Genomic DNA, 18,822 nt, shown 5'->3' with positions numbered 1-18,822 from the left:
GGTGTCCGGGGCGCGGACCGCGGGTGACGGCCCGCGCGGCGTGTGGCACCATGTGGCGCATGACACGCCCCGCACACCCGCGCCGGGAGATCATCATTCCCTAGCGCGTCCGGCCGCACCTCCACCGGACGCGCAGACCTTCCGTACCCGGGAGGTCTTTTTTCATGGCCGCACCAGCTCGAGGAGTCACGATGACCTCGGCACCGTTCCACGTGTACGACACGACCCTGCGCGACGGCGCCCAGCAGGAGGGGATGAACCTCTCCGTCGCGGACAAGCTCGCGATCGCGCCGCTGCTCGACGAGCTCGGGGTCGGCTTCATCGAGGGCGGCTGGCCCGGCGCCGTGCCCAAGGACACCGAGTTCTTCCGCCGCGCCGCCAAGGAGCTCGACCTCAGGAACGCGGTCCTCGCCGCGTTCGGCGCGACGCGCAAGGTCGGCCAGCGCGCGTGGGACGACCCGCAGGTGCGGGCGCTGCTCGACGCCGAGACCCCGGTCATCACGCTCGTCGCCAAGTCGGACGTGCGGCACGTCGAGCGCGCGCTGCGCACGACGCCCGACGAGGGGCTCGCGATGATCACCGACACCGTCGAGTTCCTCGTGGGGGAGGGCCGCCGCGTCGTCGTCGACGCGGAGCACTTCTTCGACGGCTACCGGTACGACGCCGCGTTCACGCGCGCCGCCGTCGAGGCGGCGTTCGCCGCGGGCGCCGAGGTCGTCGCCCTGTGCGACACCAACGGCGGCATGCTGCCGAACTGGGTGGGCGAGATCGTCACCGAGCTGCGCGAGGCCCTCGGCCTGCCGCACGGGCGTGACGCGCGGGCGGGCGACCGGCTGCTCGGCATGCACGCCCACAACGACTCGGGCTGCGCCGTCGGGAACACGCTCGCGGCCGTCGACGCCGGCTGCGCGCACGTGCAGGGCACGATCAACGGCTACGGCGAGCGCACGGGCAACGTCGACCTCGTGACCGTCGTCGCGAACCTCGCGCTGAAGCACGGCGTGCACACGCTCGCGGGCGACGGCCTCGCCGAGGCGACCCGGATCTCGCACGCCGTCTCGGAGATCACGAACATCTCCCCGTACGCCCGCCAGCCGTACGTCGGCGCGAGCGCCTTCGCGCACAAGGCCGGCCTGCACGCGAGCGCCATCAAGGTCGACCCGGACCTGTACCAGCACGCCGACCCGACGGCGGTCGGCAACGACATGCGCATGCTCGTCTCGGACATGGCCGGGCGCGCGTCGGTCGAGCTCAAGGGCCGCGAGCTCGGCTTCGACCTCGCCGGCCAGGGCGAGCTGCTCACCCGCGTGACCAACCGGGTCAAGGACTCCGAGGCCCAGGGCTACACGTTCGACGCCGCGGACGCCTCGTTCGAGCTGCTGCTGCGCGAGGAGCTCACGGGTGCGCGTCCCGCGTTCTTCCACGTCGAGAGCTGGCGCACGATCGTCGAGACCGTCACCGGCCCGGGCCACCCCGACCCGGACCGGCGCGACGCCGAGGCGGTCGCCGAGGCCACGGTCAAGCTCCACGCGGGCGGCGAGCGCATCGTCAGCACGGGCGAGGGCAACGGTCCCGTCAACGCGCTCGACCAGGCGCTGCGCGGCGCGCTGACGCGCGTGTACCCGGAGATCGACCGGTTCGAGCTCATCGACTTCAAGGTGCGCATCCTCGACGCGGAGCAGGGCACCGACGCGACGACCCGCGTGCTCGTCGAGACCACCGACGGGCAGCACTCGTGGTCGACGGTCGGCGTCGGGCCCAACGTCATCGAGGCGGCGTGGGAGGCGCTCATCGACGCGCACGTCTACGGGCTGCTGCACGCGGGGGTCGACCCGCGCTGAGGCGCGCTACGGGTGTGCCCGGTGGACCGCCTCGTCCGTCACGCGGAGGGCGGTCTCGGCGGCGTCGCGGCGGCGTTGCGCCACGCGCACGACGAGGACGTCGACGACCGCGAGCTGCGCGATGCGGCTCGACGTCCCGCCGGCGAGGAACCCGGTCTCGCGCGCGGTCGTGGTGAGCACGACGTCGGCCTGCTCGCCCAGCGGCGAGGCGGGGAAGCTCGTGACGGCGATCGTCGTGGCCCCGCGCTCCCGCGCCAGCGTGAGCGCGCGGCACGGCTCGGGCGTGCGGCCCGTGTGCGAGATGCCCACCGCGACCGTGCCGGGACCGAGCAGCGCGGCCGACCGGAGCTGGTCGTGCGGGTCGATCGGCGCCAGGGACACGAGCCCGATGCGCGCGAGCCTCCGGGCGAGGTCCTGGGCCGTCAGGCCGCTCGAGCCGACGCCGAACACGTCGGTGCGGGACGCGTCGGCGACGGCCGCGACCGCCCGCTCGAGCGCGTCGAGGTCGAGCAGGCGGGCGGTCTCCTCGATCGTGCGCGCCTCGTGGAACGCGATCTTGGACACGACGGCGGGCGCGTCGTCGGCCGGGTCGATCTCGCCCTCGTCGATGCCCGAGCGCTCGAGCTCGACCGCGCGCCGGCTCGTCGCCTGGGCGAGGTCGATGCGGAACTCGGGGTAGCCCGCGTACCCGACCGCGCGGCAGAACCGGACGACGGTCGCCTGCGACGTCGCGGCGCGGGCGGCGAGCTCGGTGATGGTGGAGCCGACGGCGCCCGTCGGGTCGTCGAGGACCACGTCGGCGATGCGCGCCTCGGCGGGGCGGAGCGTGGGCAGCGCCTGGCGAAGACGGACGAGCACGTCACCGGCCATGGTGCGCTCCTCGCTCCGGACGGTCTCGATCCAGTCTGGCACCGGCTTTCACGGCACGCTCGAGGGCTGAAGGAAGTTTGCCGAGGCAAGAGTGGTGCCCCGCGGTGCGGTCCGCGCGGCTACGGTGGACCCGTGCGTGGTGAGTACAAGGTCCCGGGCGGCAAGCTCGTCGCGGTGGACGTCCAGGTGGTCGACGGCCTCATGCGGGACGTGCGTGTCAGCGGCGACTTCTTCCTCGAGCCCGACGACGCCCTCGGGGTCATCGACGCGGCGCTGACCGGGCTGCCCGAGTCGACGCCGACGGGCGACCTCGCCTCGGCGGTCGACACGGCGCTGCGCGCGGCCGAGGCCGACGGCACGGTGCCCGGTCCGGTCGCGATGGTCGGGTTCGACGCCTGGTCGGTCGCGGTGGCCGTGCGGCGCGCGCTCGGGCACGCGACGTCGTGGGAGGACCACACGTTCGAGGTCCTGCGGCCCGGGCCGCTGCCGCCCGCGATGCTCGCGGCGCTCGACCAGGTGCTCACCGAGGAGCTCGCGGAGGGGCTGCGCGGCCCGACGCTGCGCTTCTGGGACTGGACCGAGCGCGCCGTGTTCATCGGCTCGTTCCAGTCGCTGAAGAACGAGGTCGACCCCGAGGGCGTCGTCAAGCACGGCGTCACCGTCGTGCGGCGCATCTCGGGCGGCGGCGCGATGTTCATGGAGGCCGGCAACTGCGTGACGTTCTCGCTCGTGGTGCCCGCCTCGCTCGTCGACGGGCTCACGTTCGAGCAGTCGTACGCGTTCCTCGACGACTGGGTCCTCGGCGCGCTCAAGGACGTCGGCGTCGAGGCGTACTTCTCAGGGATGAACGACATCGCGTCCCCCGCGGGCAAGCTCGCCGGCTCGGCCCAGAAGCGGCTCGCCGGCGGCGCCGTGCTGCACCACATGACGATGGCCTACGACATCGACAACGACAAGATGCTCGAGGTGCTGCGCATCGGCCGCGAGAAGCTCTCCGACAAGGGCACCCGCAGCGCGAACAAGCGCGTGGACCCGTTGCGCTCGCAGACCGGGCTGTCCCGCGAGGCGATCGTCGACGCGTTCGAGAAGCACTTCAAGAGCCGCTACAGCACCGTCGACTCGCAGCTGCGGCCCGAGGAGATCGAGCGCGCCGAGGAGCTCGTGCGGACCAAGTTCGCCAACCCGGACTGGATCGGCCGGGTCCCGTAGGCCGCGCGCGGGGCGGCGTCAGCGCGGGGCGGGCCGGGCGCCGAAGACGGCGGTCCCGACGCGGACGATCGTCGCGCCCTCGGCGACGGCGAGCTCGAGGTCGCCCGTCATGCCCATCGAGAGCTCGCGCGCCTCTCCCGTCCCCGGTGCGCCGCTCGCCAGCACCTCGTCGCGCACGGTGCGCAGCCGGGCGAAGCCCGCCCGGACGACCGCGTCGTCGTCGGACCGTGCGCCGATCGTCATGAACCCGCGCAGGCGCAGCGGGGCGAGGGCCGCGACGTCGGCCGCGAGCGCCGCGGCGGCGTCGGGCGCGACGCCCGACTTGCTCTCCTCGCCCGAGACGTTGACCTGCACCAGGACGTCGAGGACGCGCCCGTCCCGCGCGCACCGGGCCGCCACGGCCTCGGCGAGGGCGAGCGAGTCGACCGTCTCGACGCACGACGCCGTGGCGAGCGTCGCGTTGATCTTGTTGCGCTGCAGGTGCCCGATCATGTGCACCTCGAGCCGGCCCGCGGCGACGAGGTCGGCCAGGTCGGGGGCCTTGGCGGTGAGTTCCTGCACCCGGTTCTCGCCGACGAGCACCGGTCGGTCGTCGCCGGCCGCGGCCGCGAGGTCCGACGCCGCGGCGACCGCCTCGCGCACCGTCGCGGCGTCCTGCGTCTTGGTCGCGAGCAGGACGCGCACGTCGGCGGGGTCCCTCCCGGCGGCGGTGGCGGCGGCGTCGACCCGCTCGCGCACGGCGGCGAGCCGGGACGCGATCCCGGTGCTGGTGGGCATGGGCGCCAGTCTACGGAGCGCGCGGGGCGGGATCAGGGTCGATCTCAGGGTCCTTCCGGGTTCGCGCGGGCGTGCGAGGTGTCACGATGGGGCGATGAAGGCCCTGCTCAACGTCATCTGGCTCGTGCTGTCCGGGTTCTGGCTCGCGATCGGCTACGTCGTGGCCGGCATCCTCTGCTGCCTGCTCGTCGTGACGATCCCCTGGGGCATCGCCTCGTTCCGCATCGCGGGCTACGCGCTGTGGCCGTTCGGGCGCACGGTGGTGGACAAGCCGCGCACCGGCGCGTGGACCGTCCTGGGCAACGTCGTGTGGCTCGTCGTGGCGGGGTGGTGGCTGGCGCTCGGCCACGTGCTCACGGCGATCCCGCAGTTCCTGTCGATCATCGGCATCCCGCTCGGCATCGCGAACCTCAAGCTCATCCCGATCTCGCTGCTGCCGCTCGGCAAGGAGATCGTGCCGAGCGACGCACGCTTCCCGACGTACCGCCCGGCGGCCTGAGCAGGAGCGCTCAGCCCCGCCCGATCGGTGCGAGCCGCCCGTCCGTGAGCCGCAGCAGGTCCGCGGGCGCGATCCCGACGTCGAGCCCGCGCCGCCCGCCCGAGACGTACACGACGTCGAACGCCTCGGCCGAGGAGTCCAGCACCGTCGGGTGCCGCGTCCTCTGGCCGAGCGGAGAGATGCCGCCCACGACGTAGCCGGTCGCGCGCTGGGCCGCGGCGGGGTCGGCCATCACGGCCCGCTTGCCCGCGACGGCGCGCGCGAGCGCCTTGAGGTCGAGCGTGCCCGCGACGGGCACGATCCCGACGACGAGCGCGCCGTCGACGTCGGCGAGGAGCGTCTTGAACACCTGCGCGGGGTCGACGCCGATCGCCCGGGCGGCCTCGAGCCCGTAGCTCAGGTCGCTCGACGGGTCGTGCTCGTAGGCGTGCAGCGTGTGGGGCACGCCCTCCCGCTCGAGCACGAGGACGGCCGGCGTGCCGTGCGACGCGTGCGCCTTCTTCTTCGCCACGTCGGCGATTGTGCCCGACGGCGGTGGCGTGCGTCGGGAGTACGGCCGGTGGTCGCCGGTCACGTACGGTGGAGCCCGTGCTCGCCCTCCTCGTCCTCGCGATCCTGGTGGGCGGCATCCTCCAGCGCGTGTCGGGCATGGGCTTCGGCCTCGTCGCGGGCCCGTTCATCGTGCTGCTCGTCGGCCCGCTCGAGGGCGTGCTGTTCGTCAACCTCGCGGGCGCGATCGCTTCGGTGCTCATCCTGGGGCGCGTGGTGCGCCTCGTCGAGTGGCGCCGCTACGCGTGGCTCGCGGCGACGTCGGTCGCCGTGACCGTCCCCGCCGCGCTCCTGCTGCGCGACGCGTCGTCCGCCGCGCTCGAGGTCACGGTCGGGGCGGTGGTCGTGGCGGCCATGACGCTGGCCGTCGTCACGACGCGCCTGCGCAAGGAGGGCGTGCACCCGCTGGGCCCCGACGCGCGCTGGCCGCTCGCCGTCACGGGGACGGCGAGCGGGTTCGGCAGCGTGGCGGCGGGCATCGGCGGCCCGCCCGTCGCGGTCTACGCGGTGCTCAGCGGCTGGGACCCGCGCGGCTTCGCCGCGACCGCGCAGCCCTTCTTCGCCACCAACGCCCTCGCGGCGCTCGTCGCGAAGCTCTCGCTCACCGACGCCTCGTTCCCGCCGTTCAGCGGCTGGGAGTGGGCCACGGTCCTCGGGTCCATCGTCGCCGGCCTGGTGGTCGGCGACGTGCTCGCCCCGCGGGTGTCGGCCGCGGCGATGCGGCGCGGGCTCATCGTCCTGGCCTACGTGGGCGGGTTCGCCACGCTCGGCCAGGGCCTCGCCCACCTGTAGCCGAGCTCCGGCGAGGGGTCAGGCGCGGTGCCGGCCCGGCTCGCCCGGCTCGCCGCGGTGCGTCCCGTGCACGTCGCCGCCGTGCACGTCGTCACCGTGCTCGTCGCGGCGGACGTCCTCCTGCGCGTCCGCCGGCCGGTCGGCACGGTCGTCGCGCACGTGGACGGTCCCGGTCGCGCCGGCGCCCGCGCCCGTCGACGACCCGCGGTCGGGGTCGAGCACGTCGGCCCGGCGCAGGCGCTCCTCGACGTGCTCGCGGCCCTCGCCGGCCTTCGCGTTGCGGTCCTGCGCCTCCTGCTGGAGCCGCGCCGCCTCCGCGGCCTTGCGGTCCGCCTCGGCCTGAGCCATGCGCGCCTCGGCGTCGAGCTTGGCGGCGGACGCCTCGCGCTCCTGCACCTCGATGCGCTCGCGCTCGGCCTTGCGCCGCAGCTCCGCGGCCTCCTCGCGCTGCGCGTCGACCCGCTTCTGGTGGGCCGCGCTCGACCGGCGCGCGAGGAACCACACGAGCAGCGCGACGAGGATCAGGACGACGATCGCGACGACGATCCACGTGGTGGTCTGGCTGTCCATGGCACGCTCCTGGCTGGTCGCTGTCGGGAATGCTCCCTCGTGCCGATTGGACGGCGGCCGGACGTCACCCGCAAGATCTCGCGACGTCCTGGCCGGACATCCCGGGAGGTCCTACGCGAAACGACCCACGTGGACGACCGTGAGCACGACCGTGCCCGCCTCGTCGCTGGCAGGCAGGTCGACGAGCGCCGTGATCGCCCGGTCGTGGTCGCCGTCGGCGTCGTCGAGCACCTGCCGCACCCACCACGTGCCGGGCTGCACCGTCGTGTGGTGCTCGCCGTCGGCGCCCGACGTCGTCGCACCGGACGGGAGCTCGGCACCCGGCTCGAGGATCGTCAGCAGGCCGGACGACCGCGCGGCCGGGCCGATGCCGATCGCGTCGTCGCCCTGGGCCTCGAACAGCTCGTCGAGAGCCTCGGCCCACGCGTCGCCGTCCCACCCGGAGGCGCCGTCGAGCGCGCCGAGCGCGTCGTAGTCCTCCCGCGCGGCGAGCTCGACGCGGCGGAACATCGCGTTGCGCACGAGGCGCCGGAACGCCCGCGGGTTGCCGGTGACGGGCCGTGCGGGCGCCTCGGCACCCGCCTCCGCCAGCTCGCCGTCGACGACGCCGTCCGCGTCATCGTCGACCGGGTTCTGCAGACGCTCCCACTCGTCGAGCAGCGACGAGTCGACGCCGCGCACGAGCTCGCCGAGCCACTCGACGACCTCGTGCACCTCCTCGGTGCGGTGCTCCTCCGGCACGACCTGGCGCAGCGCGCGGTAGGCGTCGGCGAGGTAGCGCAGCACGACGCCCTCGGTGCGCTCGAGGCCGTAGACGCTCACGAGCTCGGCGAACGTCATGGCCTGCTCGAGCATGTCCCGCACGACCGACTTGGGGGAGAGCTCGGCGTCGGCGACCCACGGGTTGGACCGCTTGTACATCGCGAACGCGGGCTCGAGCAGGTCGGCGAGCGGCCGCGGCCACGTGACGTCCTCGAGCGCCTCCATGCGCTCCTCGTACTCCAGGCCCTCGGCCTTCATCGCCGCGACGGCCTCGCCGCGGGCCTTGTTCTGCTGCGCGTAGAGGATCTGGCGCGGGTCGTCGAGCGTCGCCTCGATGACCGAGACGACGTCGAGCGCGTGCGTCGGGGACTCCACGTCGAGCAGGTCCATGGCCGCGAGCGCGAACGGCGACAGGGGAGCGTTGAGCGCGAAGTCGCGCGGCAGGTCGACGACGAGTCGCACGCTGGGCCTGTACCCGGCCGGCCGCGACGGGTCCGGCACGCGGACCTTCTCCACGACGCCGGCCGTGCGCAGCGAGCGGTAGATGCGGAAGGCCTGCCGGACGTGCCCGGCCTGCTGGGCCTCGCTGTCGTGGTTGGCCGTGAGCAGGTGCCGCATGGCGTCGATCGGGTCGACGGTGCCCACGGCGCCGTCGCCGGCGCGGGTCTCGCGCGTGCGGGCGAGCACGTTGAGGACCATCGCGTGGTTGACGCGGAACTGGCTCGTGAGCGGCTCGGGCGCGGCGTCGCGCAGGCGCTCGAACGTCGAGTCGGTCCAGTTGACCGCACCGGCGGGCGCCTTCTTGCGGACGATCTTCTTGAGCTTCTTCGGGTCGTCGCCGGCCTTGGCGAGCGCCTTGCGGTTCTCGATCACGTGCTCGGGCGCCATGACGAGCACCTCGCCGACGGTGTCGAACCCGGCACGTCCCGCGCGTCCGGCGATCTGGTGGAACTCGCGCGCGGTGAGGTGGCGCATGCGCTCGCCGTCGAACTTCACGAGCGACGTCATGAGCACGGTGCGGATCGGCACGTTGATGCCGACGCCGAGCGTGTCGGTGCCGCACACGACCTTGAGCAGCCCGCGCTGCGTGAGGCGCTCCACGAGGCGGCGGTACTTGGGCAGCATGCCTGCGTGGTGCACGCCGATGCCCGCGCGCAGGAACTTGCTCAGCGTCTTCCCAAAGCCCGTGCCGAACCGGAACGCGCCGATCTCGGCCGCGATCGCGGCCTTCTCGTCCTTGGACGCGAGGTTCGTCGACAGCAGCGCCTGCGCCCGCTCGACCGCGTCCTTCTGCGTGAAGTGCACGACGTAGACGGGGGCGCGGTGCGTGGTGACGAGCTCCTCGATGACCTCGCCGAGCGGCTCGACCACGTAGGAGAACGTCAGCGGGACGGGCCGTTCGGCGCCCGTGACCTCGGCGACCGGCCGGCCCGAGCGCTCCTCGAGGTCCTCGCGCAGGCGCGTCGTGTCCCCGAGGGTGGCGGACATGAGCAGGAACTGGGTGTCGGGCAGCTCGAGCAGCGGCACCTGCCAGGCCCAGCCGCGCTGCGGGTCGCCGTAGAAGTGGAACTCGTCCATGACGACCTGGGCGATGCGGTCCTCGTCGTCGGGCGTCCCGCCGCCGCGGCGCAGCGCGAGGTTGGCGAGGATCTCCGCGGTGCAGCAGATGATGGGGGCGTCCGGGTTGACCGCCGAGTCGCCCGTCATCATGCCGACGTTGCGCGACCCGAAGGCCGCCACGAGGTCGAAGAACTTCTCGCTCACCAGGGCCTTGAGCGGCGCGGTGTAATAGGTGCGCCCGCCCATGCCCGAGCGGCGGGCGGCGAGCGCGGCGAACTGCGCGCCCATCGCGACCATCGACTTCCCGGAGCCCGTCGGCGTCGCGAGGATGACGTGCGAGCCGGTGACGAGCTCGAGCAGCGCCTCCTGCTGGTGCGGGTACAGGTCGCGGCCCGTCGACGACGCCCACTCGCCGAAGCCCTCGAACAGCGCGTCCGGGTCCGGGGCCTTGCCCGTCGGGGCGGGCAGGTAGGGCAGGAGCGTGCCGGCGGGGCGGGGGGTCGTGGAGGCGGGGGTCGTGGTCGTCGCGGTGGTCGTCATCGTCCGGCCATTGTGTCAGCCGGGCTCAGCCGAGGTCCCACAGCAGGCGGTAGTACGCGATGCGCTCGGGGTCGGGCACGACGACGGGTCCTTGCGGAGCGGCGGCGAGCTCGCGGGTCGAAGTCATGCCTGCATCGTGGCACGGGCCCGCGCGGCGGTCCGTCGTGCGGTCACCGACTCGCCCTGCTGGACCGCGACGACGCCGGCCAGCACGAGCACGCCGCCGACCAGCTGGACCGGGCGGGGGAGCTGGCCGAGCAGGAGCCAGGCGAGCACGACGGCGCTGACCACCTCGGACAGCCCGACGAACGACGACGGCCGCGCACCGAGGCGGCGGCCCGCGGCGACGCCCGTGACGTAGGAGATGCCCGCGGTGACGAGGCCGAGGACCACGAGGACCAGCCACCACGGCACCTGCGCGCCCGCCAGCACGGCCGGGGCGGGCGACGTCGTGACGGGCATGAGCCCCGTCGCCGCGAGGAGCCCGAGCACCACGGTGCCGACGGTGAGGCCGCCCGCGGCGAGCGCGAGCGGCGGCAGACCGGTGTCGGTGCGGGCATTGATGACGAAGTACGCCGAGACCCCGACCATGGCGCCGAGCGCCCACGCGACGCCGACGGGGTCGAGCCGGGCGCCCGTGAGGTCGAGCACGAGCACGAGGCCGGCGGCCGCGAGGCCGACGCCGCCGAGCGTGAGCAGGCCGGGACGCTGGCCGTGCCGCGCCCAGAACCAGCCGACGACCGCGGCCGGCGCGGTGTACTCGATGAGCAGCGCCGGGCCGACCTGCATGTGCTGGACGGCCGCGAAGTAGCAGAACTGGGTCGCCGCGACGCCGAGCACGCCGTACGCGACGACGAGCCGGGCGTTGCGGCGCACGGGCGCCCAGTCCCGGCGCAGCGAGATGATGCCGAACGGCAGCACGACGAGCGCGCCGATCGCCACCCGGACGAGCACGATCGCGCCCGGGCTCCAGCCCGTCTGCAGCAGGCCGGCCGCGAGCGGCCCCGAGAGGCTGAAGCTCACCGCCGAGACGAGCGCGAGCCCGAGGCCCACGCCCAGCGCCGACCCCCGCACGCCGGGGGTGTCATGCGTCACCGTTGCCATGACTCATGACGCTAGGACTGTGTGCGGTAATCTGTCAACATGCTCTTCGCTCATGACACCGTCGGGGCGCTCCGGGCCGCCGTCGCGCTCGTCAACGCCGAGGAGCCGCCGCGCACGCTCGAGACGGTCGCCGACCTCGACGCGTTCTTCCGCCGCTTCGGCTACACCGGGCGCCACGACGGCACGCAGTCCGAGCTCGACGAGGTCCGCGCGCTGGCCCCGCGGCTGCGCGAGCTGCTGCTCGCCGACCGCGACGACGCGGCGCTCCTCGTCAACGAGCTGCTCGCCGAGGCCGGCGCCGTGCCCCGCCTCGTCCGGCACGCGGGGGAGGACTGGCACGTCCACGCGGTGCCCGACGACGCGCCGCTCGCCCGCCGCATCCTCGTGGAGACGGCCATGGCGATGATCGACGTCATCCGCGAGGACGAGCACTCGCGCCTGGCCGTCTGCGCCGACGACGACTGCCGCGGCGTCGTGCTCGACCTCTCGCGCAACCGGTCACGGCGCTACTGCTCCGCCGCGTGCACCAACCGCAACGCGCAGGCCGCGCTGCGCGCACGCCGCGCCGCGCACGCCTGAGCCGCGGGCCTCAGTCGTCGAAGACGTTCCAGCAGTTCGCGCTGCGCCGCCGCTGGTCGTCGAGCACGAGCTCGCGCAGCTCCTCGGGGATGCGCTCGCGCTGCCAGTCACGCTCTGCGCGGCGGGCGGCCTCCGGGTCCTCGCCGCGAGCGGCGGCGTCGGCGGCCGCCGCGCGGATCGCGTACGCGGCGGCGCCGAGCGCGTGCGCCGCGACGTGCGCGACGGGCGCGGCCTGTCCCGCCGCGAGCGCCGCGAACCGCGCCGGGTCGGGAAGACCCTTCCCGGCGGCGTTCGCCGGGAACGCCGCCTGGTGCGCCTCGCGCATGCGCGCCTCGCCGCGGATCCACGCGCGCCCGGTCGCGATCGCGTCGCGGGGTCGCGTGTCGTCGGGACGGATCTTCTCGAAGAGGGGCAGCACGCGCTCGGCGCACACGGCCGCCCACTCGGCCAGCATGCGGTGGTGCTCGTCGGTCAGGGTGCCACCACGGCGGATCGTCACCAGCCGGGGGTCACGCTCGGAAGGCAGGATCGGCACGCGTCGATGCTCCCACCCGCGGCCGTCAGGCGACGTCGGCCGCGTCGAGCAGCGTGTCGCAGGCCGCGACGAGCCGCGCCCGCAGCACCTGCGCCCGCTCGGCGAACCCGCGCTGCCGGCGCACGTACTCGGCCTTGCCCTCGGGCGTCTCGATCGCCACGGCCTCGACGCCGTAGGCCGACACGTCGTACGGCGAGGCGGCCATGTCGGTGTACCGGATGTCGCGCGCGAGCTCGAAGCAGTCGAGCAGCAGCTCGCCCGGCACGGCCGGGCCGAGCTTCATGGCCCACTTGTAGAGGTCCATGTTGGCGTGCAGGCAGCCGGGCTGCTCCATCGCCGGCTGCCGCTCGCGCGACGGTCGCAGCTGGTTGCGGTCGCGCGCCTCGGGCGTGAAGAACCGGAACGCGTCGAAGTGCGAGCACGTGATGCGGTGGCCCTCGACGACCGCGTCCGTCCCGTCGTGCCCGAGGCGCAGCGGCAGCGGGTGCCGGTGGTCGCGGCCGCGCTCGGCGTCGCGGTAGACCATGGCCCACTCGTGCAGGCCGAAGCAGCCGAACGTGCCGGGCCGGGCCGCCGTCGCGCCGACCAGCGCCCGCACGTACCGCACGGCGTCCCCGCGCTCGGCGAGGAACGCCGCCGCGTCGAGCGTCACGCCGGCGCCGCCGTCGGGCAGCGCGACCTCGCGGTACCAGCGCCACCCGAGCCGCTCGTCGTCGGGCGCGGCCTCGAGCACGACGCCCGGGCCCGGGTGCCAGCGCCGGAGCTGGCCGGGCCGCGTCGGGTAGTACGTGAAGAGGAAGTCCTCGATCGCGTGCGCCTCGCCGCGCTCGTGGGCCGCGCGCCAGACGGCGGTGAGCCCGTCGGCCCGTTCGGCGTGCGCCCGCGCACGCGCGTCCCGCTCGGGAGCGGGCACGACGACGGCACCCGGCGCGCGGCCGGGTGCCGTCGGTGCGAGAGCGGGGGAGGTCACCGCACCAGGGTACGAGCCGGCTCAGCCCTCGACCGCGCCGGCCGGGACGAGCCGGTCGGCGATCGCGGCCACGTGCGCGTGGTCGGTGCCGCAGCACCCGCCCACCACGCGCAGGTCGGGCAGCAGCTGCCGCAGCCGCGCGTACTCGTCGGCGAGGGTGAGGTGTGGCGGCTCGAGTACGCGGGGCGGACGGTGCGGCTCGCCGACGCGAAGGGCCTCGCGGACCTCGCGGCTCTCGTCGCGGCGCCGGTACGAGCAGCGCGTGCGCGACCTGCAGGCCGAGATCGACGAGGCCGAGGGCCTCGGCGACCGCGCGCGGTCCGCCGTGACGCAGCGGATCCGCGCCGCGATCCGGCGGATCGGCGAGCACCACCCCGAGCTCGGCGAGCACCTGCGCACGTCGGTGACGACGGGGACGTTCTGCAGCTACCGGCCGTGAGCGGGCGTCGGCGCGCTCCCGCCGTCAGGCCGGGAAGATCTCCTCGAGCTCGGCGAGGTCGGAGTCCGTCGCCCGCCACGACCACGCGCGGGCGTTGCGCCGGACCTGCTCGGGCGCCGTCGCGCCGGCGATGACGCTCGCGACCTGGGGGCGGGTCAGCAGCCACGAGAACGCGACGTCGACCTCCTCGATGCCGCGCACCTCGCAGAACGCGCGCAACCGGTCGAGCGCCTCCCACGGCGCGGACTCGAGCAGGTGCGGCTTGGCGTCCACGAGCCGCGAGCCCTCGGGCCGTGCGCCGCCCGCGTACTTGCCGGTGAGGAGACCGTTGGCGAGCGGGAAGTAGGGCAGCACGCCGATCCCGTACGCCTCGGCCGCGGGCAGCACCTCGCGCTCGATGCCGCGCTCGAGCAGGTTGTAGTGGTTCTGGGCCGAGACGAACCGCGTGCCCGTGCCCAGGGCGCGGGCGGCGTGCTCGGCGTCGGCGACCTGCCAGCCGCGGAGGTTCGAGTGACCGACGTACCGGACCTTGCCCGCGCGGACCAGGTCGTCCAGGGCGGCGAGCGTCTCCTCGATCGGCGTCGCAGGGTCGGGCGTGTGCAGCTGGTAGAGGTCGATCCAGTCGGTCTGCAGGCGTCGCAGCGACGCCTCGCACGCCCGGACGACGTACCGGCGGGACCCGCGAGCGCCGAAGTCGGCGCCGTTCGCGCCGTTCATGTCGAGGCCGAACTTGGTCGCGACCACCACGTCGTCGCGCCGACCCCTCAGCGCCGCACCGAGCAGCTCCTCGCTCAGGCCGGGGCGTGCGCCGTACCGGTCGGCGGTGTCGAAGAAGGTCACGCCCGCGTCGATCGCGGCGTGCACGACGGCGTTCGCCCCCTCCTGCGTCTCGCTCGCCGTGCCGGGCCGGCCGAGGTTGTTGCAGCCGAGCCCGACGGCGGACACGGCGAGGCCGGAGCGGCCGAGGCGGCGCAGCGGAGGCGAGGCGACGTCGTGGGAGGTCATGACCCCGACCTTACGGGCCGGGTCGGTACGGTGGCGGCGTGGCCACGCTTCCCTTCCGCCAGGTCGACGTCTTCGCCTCCGGGCCGCTCGCGGGCAACCCCGTCGCCGTCGTGCACGACGCCGACGGGCTCGACGACGCGCAGATGGCGGCCTTCGCCCGATGGACCAACCTCTCCGAGACCACCTTCCTCCTCGAGCCGACGGCGCCCGGTGCCGACTACCGGCTGCGGATCTGGACGCCGGGCGGCGAGCTGCCGTTCGCGGGCCACCCCACGCTCGGCAGCGCCCACGCCTGGCTCGAGGCGGGCGGCCGGCCCGCGGGGGACGACGTCGTGCAGGAGTGCGCGGCCGGGCTCGTGACCGTCCGGCGTCAGGAGCTGCCCGACGGCGGTGCCCGCCTCGCGTTCGCCGCGCCGCCCCTGGTGCGGTCCGGGCCGGTCGGCACGGAGGACCTGGCGCGGATCGCGCGGGCGCTGCGCCTCCGGGTGTCCGACGTCGTGGACGCCGCATGGGTCGACAACGGCCCGGGCTGGGTTGCGGTCCGGCTCGCCGACGCCGCCGCGGTCCTCGCCCTGCGGCCGGACTTCGGCGCGTTCGGCGACCTGCGCATCGGCGTCGTCGGCCCGTACGCGAGGGGCGAGTCGGACGCCGCCGTCGAGGTGCGGGCGTTCATCCCCGAGATCGGTGCGCCGGAGGACCCGGTGACGGGCTCGCTCAACGCCGGCATCGGCCAGTGGCTCGCCGGGCGGGCGCTCCCGGCGTCGTACGTGGTGTCGCAGGGCACCGCGCTCGGGCGCCGCGGCCGCGTGCACGTGCACCTCGCGACCGACGGGACCGTGTGGGTCGGGGGCGACACCGTCACGACCATCACCGGCACCGTCGCCCTCGCGGGGTAGGACGGCGCTCTACCTCGCCGGGTTCGGTTCTTCCTCGGCGGGCGGGGCGGGGGCCGTGCGGGCGGCGACGAGCCCGAACAGCCGCTCGAGCGGTCCACGGCCGACGAGGAACCGCCACGCCGTCGCGGCGACGAGCGTGACGACCACCATCACGGCGAGCGGGCGGTTCGTCTCCGACCCGAGCAGGTCCCAGTGCCAGATCGCGACGATCTGCAGCGAGTACACCGTCAGCGCCATGGCCCCGACGGCGGCGAGCGGCGCCAGGACGCGTGACCCGACCGTGCCGGCGTAGAGGCACAGCCCGAGCACCGCGACGGCGAACCCTCCGGAGCCCACGACCTCGAACGTCGTGTCGTGATGAGGGCCCGCGAGGACCAGGTGGTCGGCGGTGGGCCACGGCGCCGACCACGGGTCGGCCAGCCCGGCGAACGGCTCGCTCGCCGCCTCGACCTGGTCCTCGATCGCCTGCCGCCCGCCCGCGTCGGCGACGAGCCGCTCCGAGACGATCTCGCTGACCGCGGCCGCGCACAGCCCGCCGACGACCATGCCGGAGCGCAGGGCGTACGAGCTCAGGTCGCTGCGCCCGATCGCCATGCCGACCAGCACGTACGCCATCCAGACGGCCGCGGGGTAGGCGCCCGTCACGAGGAAGTCCGTCACCGCGCCGGACCCGTCGCGGGGGAGCCGCAGGCCGGCCCGTGCCAGCACGGCCGGGAGCCACAGCACGATCGGCGGCCCGACGAGCGCGAACACCGCCGCAGCGGCGAGCAGCCGGCGTCGCGGCCACCGCAGGAAGGGCAGCGCGAGCACGAAGTAGGCCGCGTAGAAGCCGAGGATGAGCAGCACGCGCGTGCCCAGCAGGTCGAGCAGCGCCACGAGGGCGAGCAGCAGCACCGCCCGCACGAGCAGCCGGGCCCGAGCCCGACCCAGCGCGTCACCGGCGAGCGGCCGCTCGCGCCCGGTGACCAGGGCGAGCGACACGCCCGCCACGAGCGCGAAGAGGATCGAGGAGCGCCCGTGCGCGATCGACAGCCACCCGGTGATCGACCCGAGGTCGGAGTCCGTCACGCCGACGTGCGCCGTGAACATCCCGAGCACCGCGATCCCGCGCGCGACGTCGACGCCGGTGACGCGGCCGGGCCCGCCCAGCAGCCGGGCCCCGCCGCGCCGGAGCCGGCCCACCGTCGTCGTGCCTGGCTCCGGGGCTGACCCGGCGTCCGTCCGCATGCGCCGATGATCGCAGCAGGTCCGCACACTGAGAAGCAGGCGGTGGCGGAGCGCCGGGATCACTACGGTGAAGGCATGAGCGACCTGCGCAACGAGCCCGACGGCACCGTGGCCGACCCGGCCGGCGCCGACCTGACCGACGCCATCGAAGCTCCGAGCACGCACCACACCGTGCCGAGCAAGGAGTCGGAGTCCTACACGCACGGCCACCACGAGTCCGTGCTGCGCGCGCACCGCGCCCGCACCGCCCAGAACTCGGCCGGATTCCTCCTGCCGCACCTGCGCGACGACATGTCCCTCCTCGACGTCGGCTGCGGCCCCGGCACGGTCACCGCCGACCTCGCCCGCATCCTCGCGGGCGGCGAGGTCGTGGGCGTCGACGCGTCGTCGACCGTGCTCGACGCCGCGCGCGAGCACGCCGCGGCGCTCGGGTACGGGAACGTGCGGTTCGAGCAGGCGAACGCCTACGAGCTGCCGTTCGACGACGGCACGTTCGACGTCGTGTACGCGCACCAGCTGCTGCAGCACCTGTCCGACCCCGTGGCGGCGCTGCGCGAGATGAAGCGCGTCGCCAAGCCGGGCGGCCTCGTCGCGGTGCGCGACGCCGACTACGCGGCGATGGCCTGGTACCCCGAGTCCCCGGGCCTGACCGAGTGGAACACGCTGTACCACGAGGTCACGCACGCGTACGGGTTCGAGCCCGACGCCGGGCGCCGCCTGTTCTCGTGGGTGCAGTCGGCAGGGTTCGACGTCGCGCACATGGTGCCGTCGGCGTCGTCGTGGTGCTACGCGACCCCGACCGACCGGCAGTGGTGGGGCCAGGTGTGGGCCGAGCGCTGCGTCGAGTCGAACTTCGCCGTCCAGGCCCAGGAGTCGGGCCTGGCCGACGACGTCGCGCTCGAGCAGCTCGCGCAGGACTGGCTCGCGTGGGCGCAGGCCCCCGACGGCTGGTTCGCGATCCTGCACGGCGAGGTCCTCGCGCGGGCCTGACGCGTAACCTGACCTCGTGCGCATCGCGAGATTCACCACCGGAGACGACCCCCGCTTCGCCCTCGTCCAGCAGGAGGGCGACACCACGTACCTGGCCGTGCTCGGCGGCGACCCGCTGTACATGCCGGCGATGCCGACCGGCGAGCGGATCGAGCTGGGCGACGGCGTGCGGCTGCTGTCGCCCGTGATCCCGCGCTCCAAGGTCGTGGCCGTGGGCCGCAACTACATGGACCACGTGCGCGAGATGGGCAGCGAGGCGCCGACGTCGCCGATGCTGTTCCTCAAGCCGAACACTGCCGTCGTGGGGCCGGACGACCCGATCGTGCTGCCCGACTGGACGCAGGAGGTCAGCTACGAGGCCGAGCTCGCCGTCGTGATCTCCAAGGTCTGCAAGGACGTCACGCCCGAGAACGCGAAGAACTACGTGCTCGGCTACACGGTCGCGAACGACGTCACCGCGCGCGACGCCCAGCGCACGGACGGCCAGTGGGGACGCGCCAAGGGCTTCGACTCGTCCTGCCCGCTCGGCCCGTGGATCGACACCGACCTCGACCCGGAGGACGTGGCGGTGCGGTCGCGCGTCAACGGCGAGCCGAGGCAGGACGGCCGCACGGCCGAGATGATCTTCGACGTGCCGTTCATCGTCTCGTTCGTCTCCGAGGCGATGACCCTGCTGCCGGGCGACGTCATCCTCACGGGCACGCCCGCCGGCGTCGGGCGCGTCGACCACGGCGACCGCGTCGAGTGCGAGGTCGAGGGCATCGGCGTGCTGGCCAACCCGGTGGTCCGCCGCTCCGTCTGACGGCGGTCCTCAGCGGCGGTAGTGCTCTTCGGCGATCGTGGCGAGCCGCGAGGGTCGGACGCGGTCGTCGAGCCCGTAGAGCTGTTGGAAGCTCATGATGAGGGGCCGCCACCGGTCCGGGTCGACGCGGTTGGCGTGGCCGGCCCGGCGGAGCTGAGGGTCGATCCACACGCGCGTCACCTCGGCCTCGACGGCCAGCAGCGAGGGGGCGGCCGGCAGGCCCCCCGGGCCCGACCCGAGGGGGTGGATCGCCCGGACGACCCTGCTGCGAGCCGCAGCGCTACGACCTGGTCTTCGACGACCGCG

At 74.5% G+C, this 18,822-nt stretch carries 21 protein-coding genes; 9 read left to right on the top strand and 12 right to left on the bottom strand.

Annotated elements, in window-relative coordinates; genetic code table 11:
• Nucleotides 1-191 precede the first annotated feature (191 nt).
• Nucleotides 192-1,841, top strand: a complete 1,650-nt coding sequence (cimA, locus tag ISOVA_RS10885; RefSeq protein ID WP_013839279.1) for a citramalate synthase — start codon at nucleotides 192-194, stop codon at nucleotides 1,839-1,841.
• A 6-nt stretch (nucleotides 1,842-1,847) separates the two neighbouring features.
• Here cimA and ISOVA_RS10880 read toward each other — a convergent pair whose 3' ends face one another.
• Entirely contained in the window at nucleotides 1,848-2,711 is an 864-nt protein-coding gene (locus tag ISOVA_RS10880) for a MurR/RpiR family transcriptional regulator (protein WP_013839278.1), read from the bottom strand.
• 132 nt (nucleotides 2,712-2,843) lie between these two features.
• On the opposite strand from ISOVA_RS10880, the gene ISOVA_RS10875 reads away from it, so the two are divergent.
• Nucleotides 2,844-3,920 carry a lipoate-protein ligase small subunit gene (locus tag ISOVA_RS10875; protein WP_013839277.1) on the top strand — a complete coding sequence of 359 codons (1,077 nt, stop codon included), beginning with the start codon at nucleotides 2,844-2,846 and terminating at the stop codon, nucleotides 3,918-3,920.
• Nucleotides 3,921-3,938: 18 nt separating this feature from the next.
• Here ISOVA_RS10875 and ISOVA_RS10870 read toward each other — a convergent pair whose 3' ends face one another.
• The gene (locus tag ISOVA_RS10870) at nucleotides 3,939-4,697 is read right to left on the bottom strand and encodes a YggS family pyridoxal phosphate-dependent enzyme (protein WP_013839276.1); all 759 of its coding nucleotides are present in this window, start codon (nucleotides 4,695-4,697) and stop codon (nucleotides 3,939-3,941) included.
• Between the two features lie 94 nt (nucleotides 4,698-4,791).
• Between ISOVA_RS10870 and ISOVA_RS10865 the strand changes: the two genes are divergently transcribed.
• Nucleotides 4,792-5,196 carry a YccF domain-containing protein gene (locus ISOVA_RS10865; RefSeq protein WP_013839275.1) on the top strand — a complete coding sequence of 135 codons (405 nt, stop codon included), beginning with the start codon at nucleotides 4,792-4,794 and terminating at the stop codon, nucleotides 5,194-5,196.
• Between the two features lie 10 nt (nucleotides 5,197-5,206).
• On the opposite strand, the gene ybaK is transcribed toward ISOVA_RS10865, so the two are convergent.
• Nucleotides 5,207-5,707 (bottom strand): Cys-tRNA(Pro) deacylase, encoded by a 501-nt coding sequence (gene ybaK, locus ISOVA_RS10860; protein ID WP_013839274.1) that lies wholly within the window; start codon nucleotides 5,705-5,707, stop codon nucleotides 5,207-5,209.
• Nucleotides 5,708-5,784: 77 nt separating this feature from the next.
• Here ybaK and ISOVA_RS10855 point away from each other — a divergent pair, with 77 nt between their 5' ends.
• Nucleotides 5,785-6,537 carry a sulfite exporter TauE/SafE family protein gene (locus ISOVA_RS10855; protein ID WP_013839273.1) on the top strand — a complete coding sequence of 251 codons (753 nt, stop codon included), beginning with the start codon at nucleotides 5,785-5,787 and terminating at the stop codon, nucleotides 6,535-6,537.
• Nucleotides 6,538-6,555: 18 nt separating this feature from the next.
• On the opposite strand, the gene ISOVA_RS10850 is transcribed toward ISOVA_RS10855, so the two are convergent.
• From ISOVA_RS10850 to ISOVA_RS10840, 3 genes are all read right to left on the bottom strand, one after another.
• A complete protein-coding gene (locus ISOVA_RS10850) occupies nucleotides 6,556-7,107 on the bottom strand; it encodes a hypothetical protein (protein ID WP_013839272.1) in 552 nt (183 codons plus the stop codon).
• A gap of 111 nt (nucleotides 7,108-7,218) precedes the next feature.
• Complete coding sequence (locus ISOVA_RS10845; RefSeq protein WP_013839271.1) at nucleotides 7,219-9,969, bottom strand: DEAD/DEAH box helicase; 2,751 nt, start codon at nucleotides 9,967-9,969, stop codon at nucleotides 7,219-7,221.
• A gap of 123 nt (nucleotides 9,970-10,092) precedes the next feature.
• Entirely contained in the window at nucleotides 10,093-11,073 is a 981-nt protein-coding gene (locus ISOVA_RS10840) for an EamA family transporter (RefSeq protein ID WP_013839269.1), read from the bottom strand.
• 39 nt (nucleotides 11,074-11,112) lie between these two features.
• Here ISOVA_RS10840 and ISOVA_RS10835 point away from each other — a divergent pair, with 39 nt between their 5' ends.
• On the top strand, nucleotides 11,113-11,652 hold the full coding sequence (locus ISOVA_RS10835; RefSeq protein WP_013839268.1) for a CGNR zinc finger domain-containing protein: 540 nt from the start codon (nucleotides 11,113-11,115) through the stop codon (nucleotides 11,650-11,652).
• A gap of 10 nt (nucleotides 11,653-11,662) precedes the next feature.
• On the opposite strand, the gene ISOVA_RS10830 is transcribed toward ISOVA_RS10835, so the two are convergent.
• The 3 genes from ISOVA_RS10830 to ISOVA_RS17675 are packed head-to-tail and all read right to left on the bottom strand — an operon-like array spanning nucleotide 11,663 to nucleotide 13,265.
• Entirely contained in the window at nucleotides 11,663-12,187 is a 525-nt protein-coding gene (locus ISOVA_RS10830) for a putative immunity protein (protein ID WP_013839267.1), read from the bottom strand.
• Between the two features lie 25 nt (nucleotides 12,188-12,212).
• Nucleotides 12,213-13,157: a 3-methyladenine DNA glycosylase gene (locus ISOVA_RS10825; protein ID WP_391540507.1), complete on the bottom strand. Its 945-nt coding sequence runs from the start codon at nucleotides 13,155-13,157 to the stop codon at nucleotides 12,213-12,215.
• A gap of 21 nt (nucleotides 13,158-13,178) precedes the next feature.
• A complete protein-coding gene (locus ISOVA_RS17675) occupies nucleotides 13,179-13,265 on the bottom strand; it encodes a homocysteine S-methyltransferase family protein (RefSeq protein ID WP_391540508.1) in 87 nt (28 codons plus the stop codon).
• Between the two features lie 154 nt (nucleotides 13,266-13,419).
• On the opposite strand from ISOVA_RS17675, the gene ISOVA_RS17295 reads away from it, so the two are divergent.
• A complete protein-coding gene (locus ISOVA_RS17295) occupies nucleotides 13,420-13,596 on the top strand; it encodes a hypothetical protein (protein WP_233275881.1) in 177 nt (58 codons plus the stop codon).
• 24 nt (nucleotides 13,597-13,620) lie between these two features.
• On the opposite strand, the gene ISOVA_RS10820 is transcribed toward ISOVA_RS17295, so the two are convergent.
• Nucleotides 13,621-14,601, bottom strand: a complete 981-nt coding sequence (locus tag ISOVA_RS10820; protein ID WP_013839265.1) for an aldo/keto reductase — start codon at nucleotides 14,599-14,601, stop codon at nucleotides 13,621-13,623.
• Nucleotides 14,602-14,639: 38 nt separating this feature from the next.
• On the opposite strand from ISOVA_RS10820, the gene ISOVA_RS10815 reads away from it, so the two are divergent.
• Complete coding sequence (locus tag ISOVA_RS10815; protein ID WP_013839264.1) at nucleotides 14,640-15,497, top strand: PhzF family phenazine biosynthesis protein; 858 nt, start codon at nucleotides 14,640-14,642, stop codon at nucleotides 15,495-15,497.
• Nucleotides 15,498-15,506: 9 nt separating this feature from the next.
• On the opposite strand, the gene ISOVA_RS10810 is transcribed toward ISOVA_RS10815, so the two are convergent.
• On the bottom strand, nucleotides 15,507-16,724 hold the full coding sequence (locus ISOVA_RS10810; protein WP_013839263.1) for a heparan-alpha-glucosaminide N-acetyltransferase domain-containing protein: 1,218 nt from the start codon (nucleotides 16,722-16,724) through the stop codon (nucleotides 15,507-15,509).
• A gap of 75 nt (nucleotides 16,725-16,799) precedes the next feature.
• Between ISOVA_RS10810 and ISOVA_RS10805 the strand changes: the two genes are divergently transcribed.
• Nucleotides 16,800-17,714, top strand: coding sequence for a methyltransferase domain-containing protein (locus ISOVA_RS10805; protein WP_013839262.1), 915 nt, complete (start codon nucleotides 16,800-16,802; stop codon nucleotides 17,712-17,714).
• Between the two features lie 16 nt (nucleotides 17,715-17,730).
• The gene (locus ISOVA_RS10800; RefSeq protein ID WP_013839261.1) at nucleotides 17,731-18,516 is read left to right on the top strand and encodes a fumarylacetoacetate hydrolase family protein; all 786 of its coding nucleotides are present in this window, start codon (nucleotides 17,731-17,733) and stop codon (nucleotides 18,514-18,516) included.
• A gap of 9 nt (nucleotides 18,517-18,525) precedes the next feature.
• On the opposite strand, the gene ISOVA_RS16795 is transcribed toward ISOVA_RS10800, so the two are convergent.
• Nucleotides 18,526-18,687 (bottom strand): hypothetical protein, encoded by a 162-nt coding sequence (locus ISOVA_RS16795; protein WP_186004545.1) that lies wholly within the window; start codon nucleotides 18,685-18,687, stop codon nucleotides 18,526-18,528.
• Between the last annotated feature and the right edge of the window lie 135 nt (nucleotides 18,688-18,822).

Source organism: Isoptericola variabilis 225 (genome assembly GCF_000215105.1).
Lineage (GTDB): Bacteria > Actinomycetota > Actinomycetes > Actinomycetales > Cellulomonadaceae > Isoptericola > Isoptericola variabilis_A.
This window is presented reverse-complemented; position numbering and strand designations above follow the sequence as displayed.

Excerpts from the sequence above, each read along its gene's own strand:
- ISOVA_RS10845 (WP_013839271.1), bottom strand. The coding sequence starts at position 9,969 with ATGACGACCACCGCGACGACCACGACCCCCGCCTCCACGACCCCCCGC.
- ISOVA_RS10850 (WP_013839272.1), bottom strand. The coding sequence starts at position 7,107 with ATGGACAGCCAGACCACCACGTGGATCGTCGTCGCGATCGTCGTCCTG.
- ISOVA_RS10820 (WP_013839265.1), bottom strand. The coding sequence starts at position 14,601 with ATGACCTCCCACGACGTCGCCTCGCCTCCGCTGCGCCGCCTCGGCCGC.
- ISOVA_RS10835 (WP_013839268.1), top strand. The coding sequence starts at position 11,113 with ATGCTCTTCGCTCATGACACCGTCGGGGCGCTCCGGGCCGCCGTCGCG.
- cimA (WP_013839279.1), top strand. The coding sequence starts at position 192 with ATGACCTCGGCACCGTTCCACGTGTACGACACGACCCTGCGCGACGGC.
- ISOVA_RS10840 (WP_013839269.1), bottom strand. The coding sequence starts at position 11,073 with ATGGCAACGGTGACGCATGACACCCCCGGCGTGCGGGGGTCGGCGCTG.
- ISOVA_RS10870 (WP_013839276.1), bottom strand. The coding sequence starts at position 4,697 with ATGCCCACCAGCACCGGGATCGCGTCCCGGCTCGCCGCCGTGCGCGAG.
- ISOVA_RS10810 (WP_013839263.1), bottom strand. The coding sequence starts at position 16,724 with ATGCGGACGGACGCCGGGTCAGCCCCGGAGCCAGGCACGACGACGGTG.
- ISOVA_RS10880 (WP_013839278.1), bottom strand. The coding sequence starts at position 2,711 with ATGGCCGGTGACGTGCTCGTCCGTCTTCGCCAGGCGCTGCCCACGCTC.
- ISOVA_RS10865 (WP_013839275.1), top strand. The coding sequence starts at position 4,792 with ATGAAGGCCCTGCTCAACGTCATCTGGCTCGTGCTGTCCGGGTTCTGG.
- ISOVA_RS10805 (WP_013839262.1), top strand. The coding sequence starts at position 16,800 with ATGAGCGACCTGCGCAACGAGCCCGACGGCACCGTGGCCGACCCGGCC.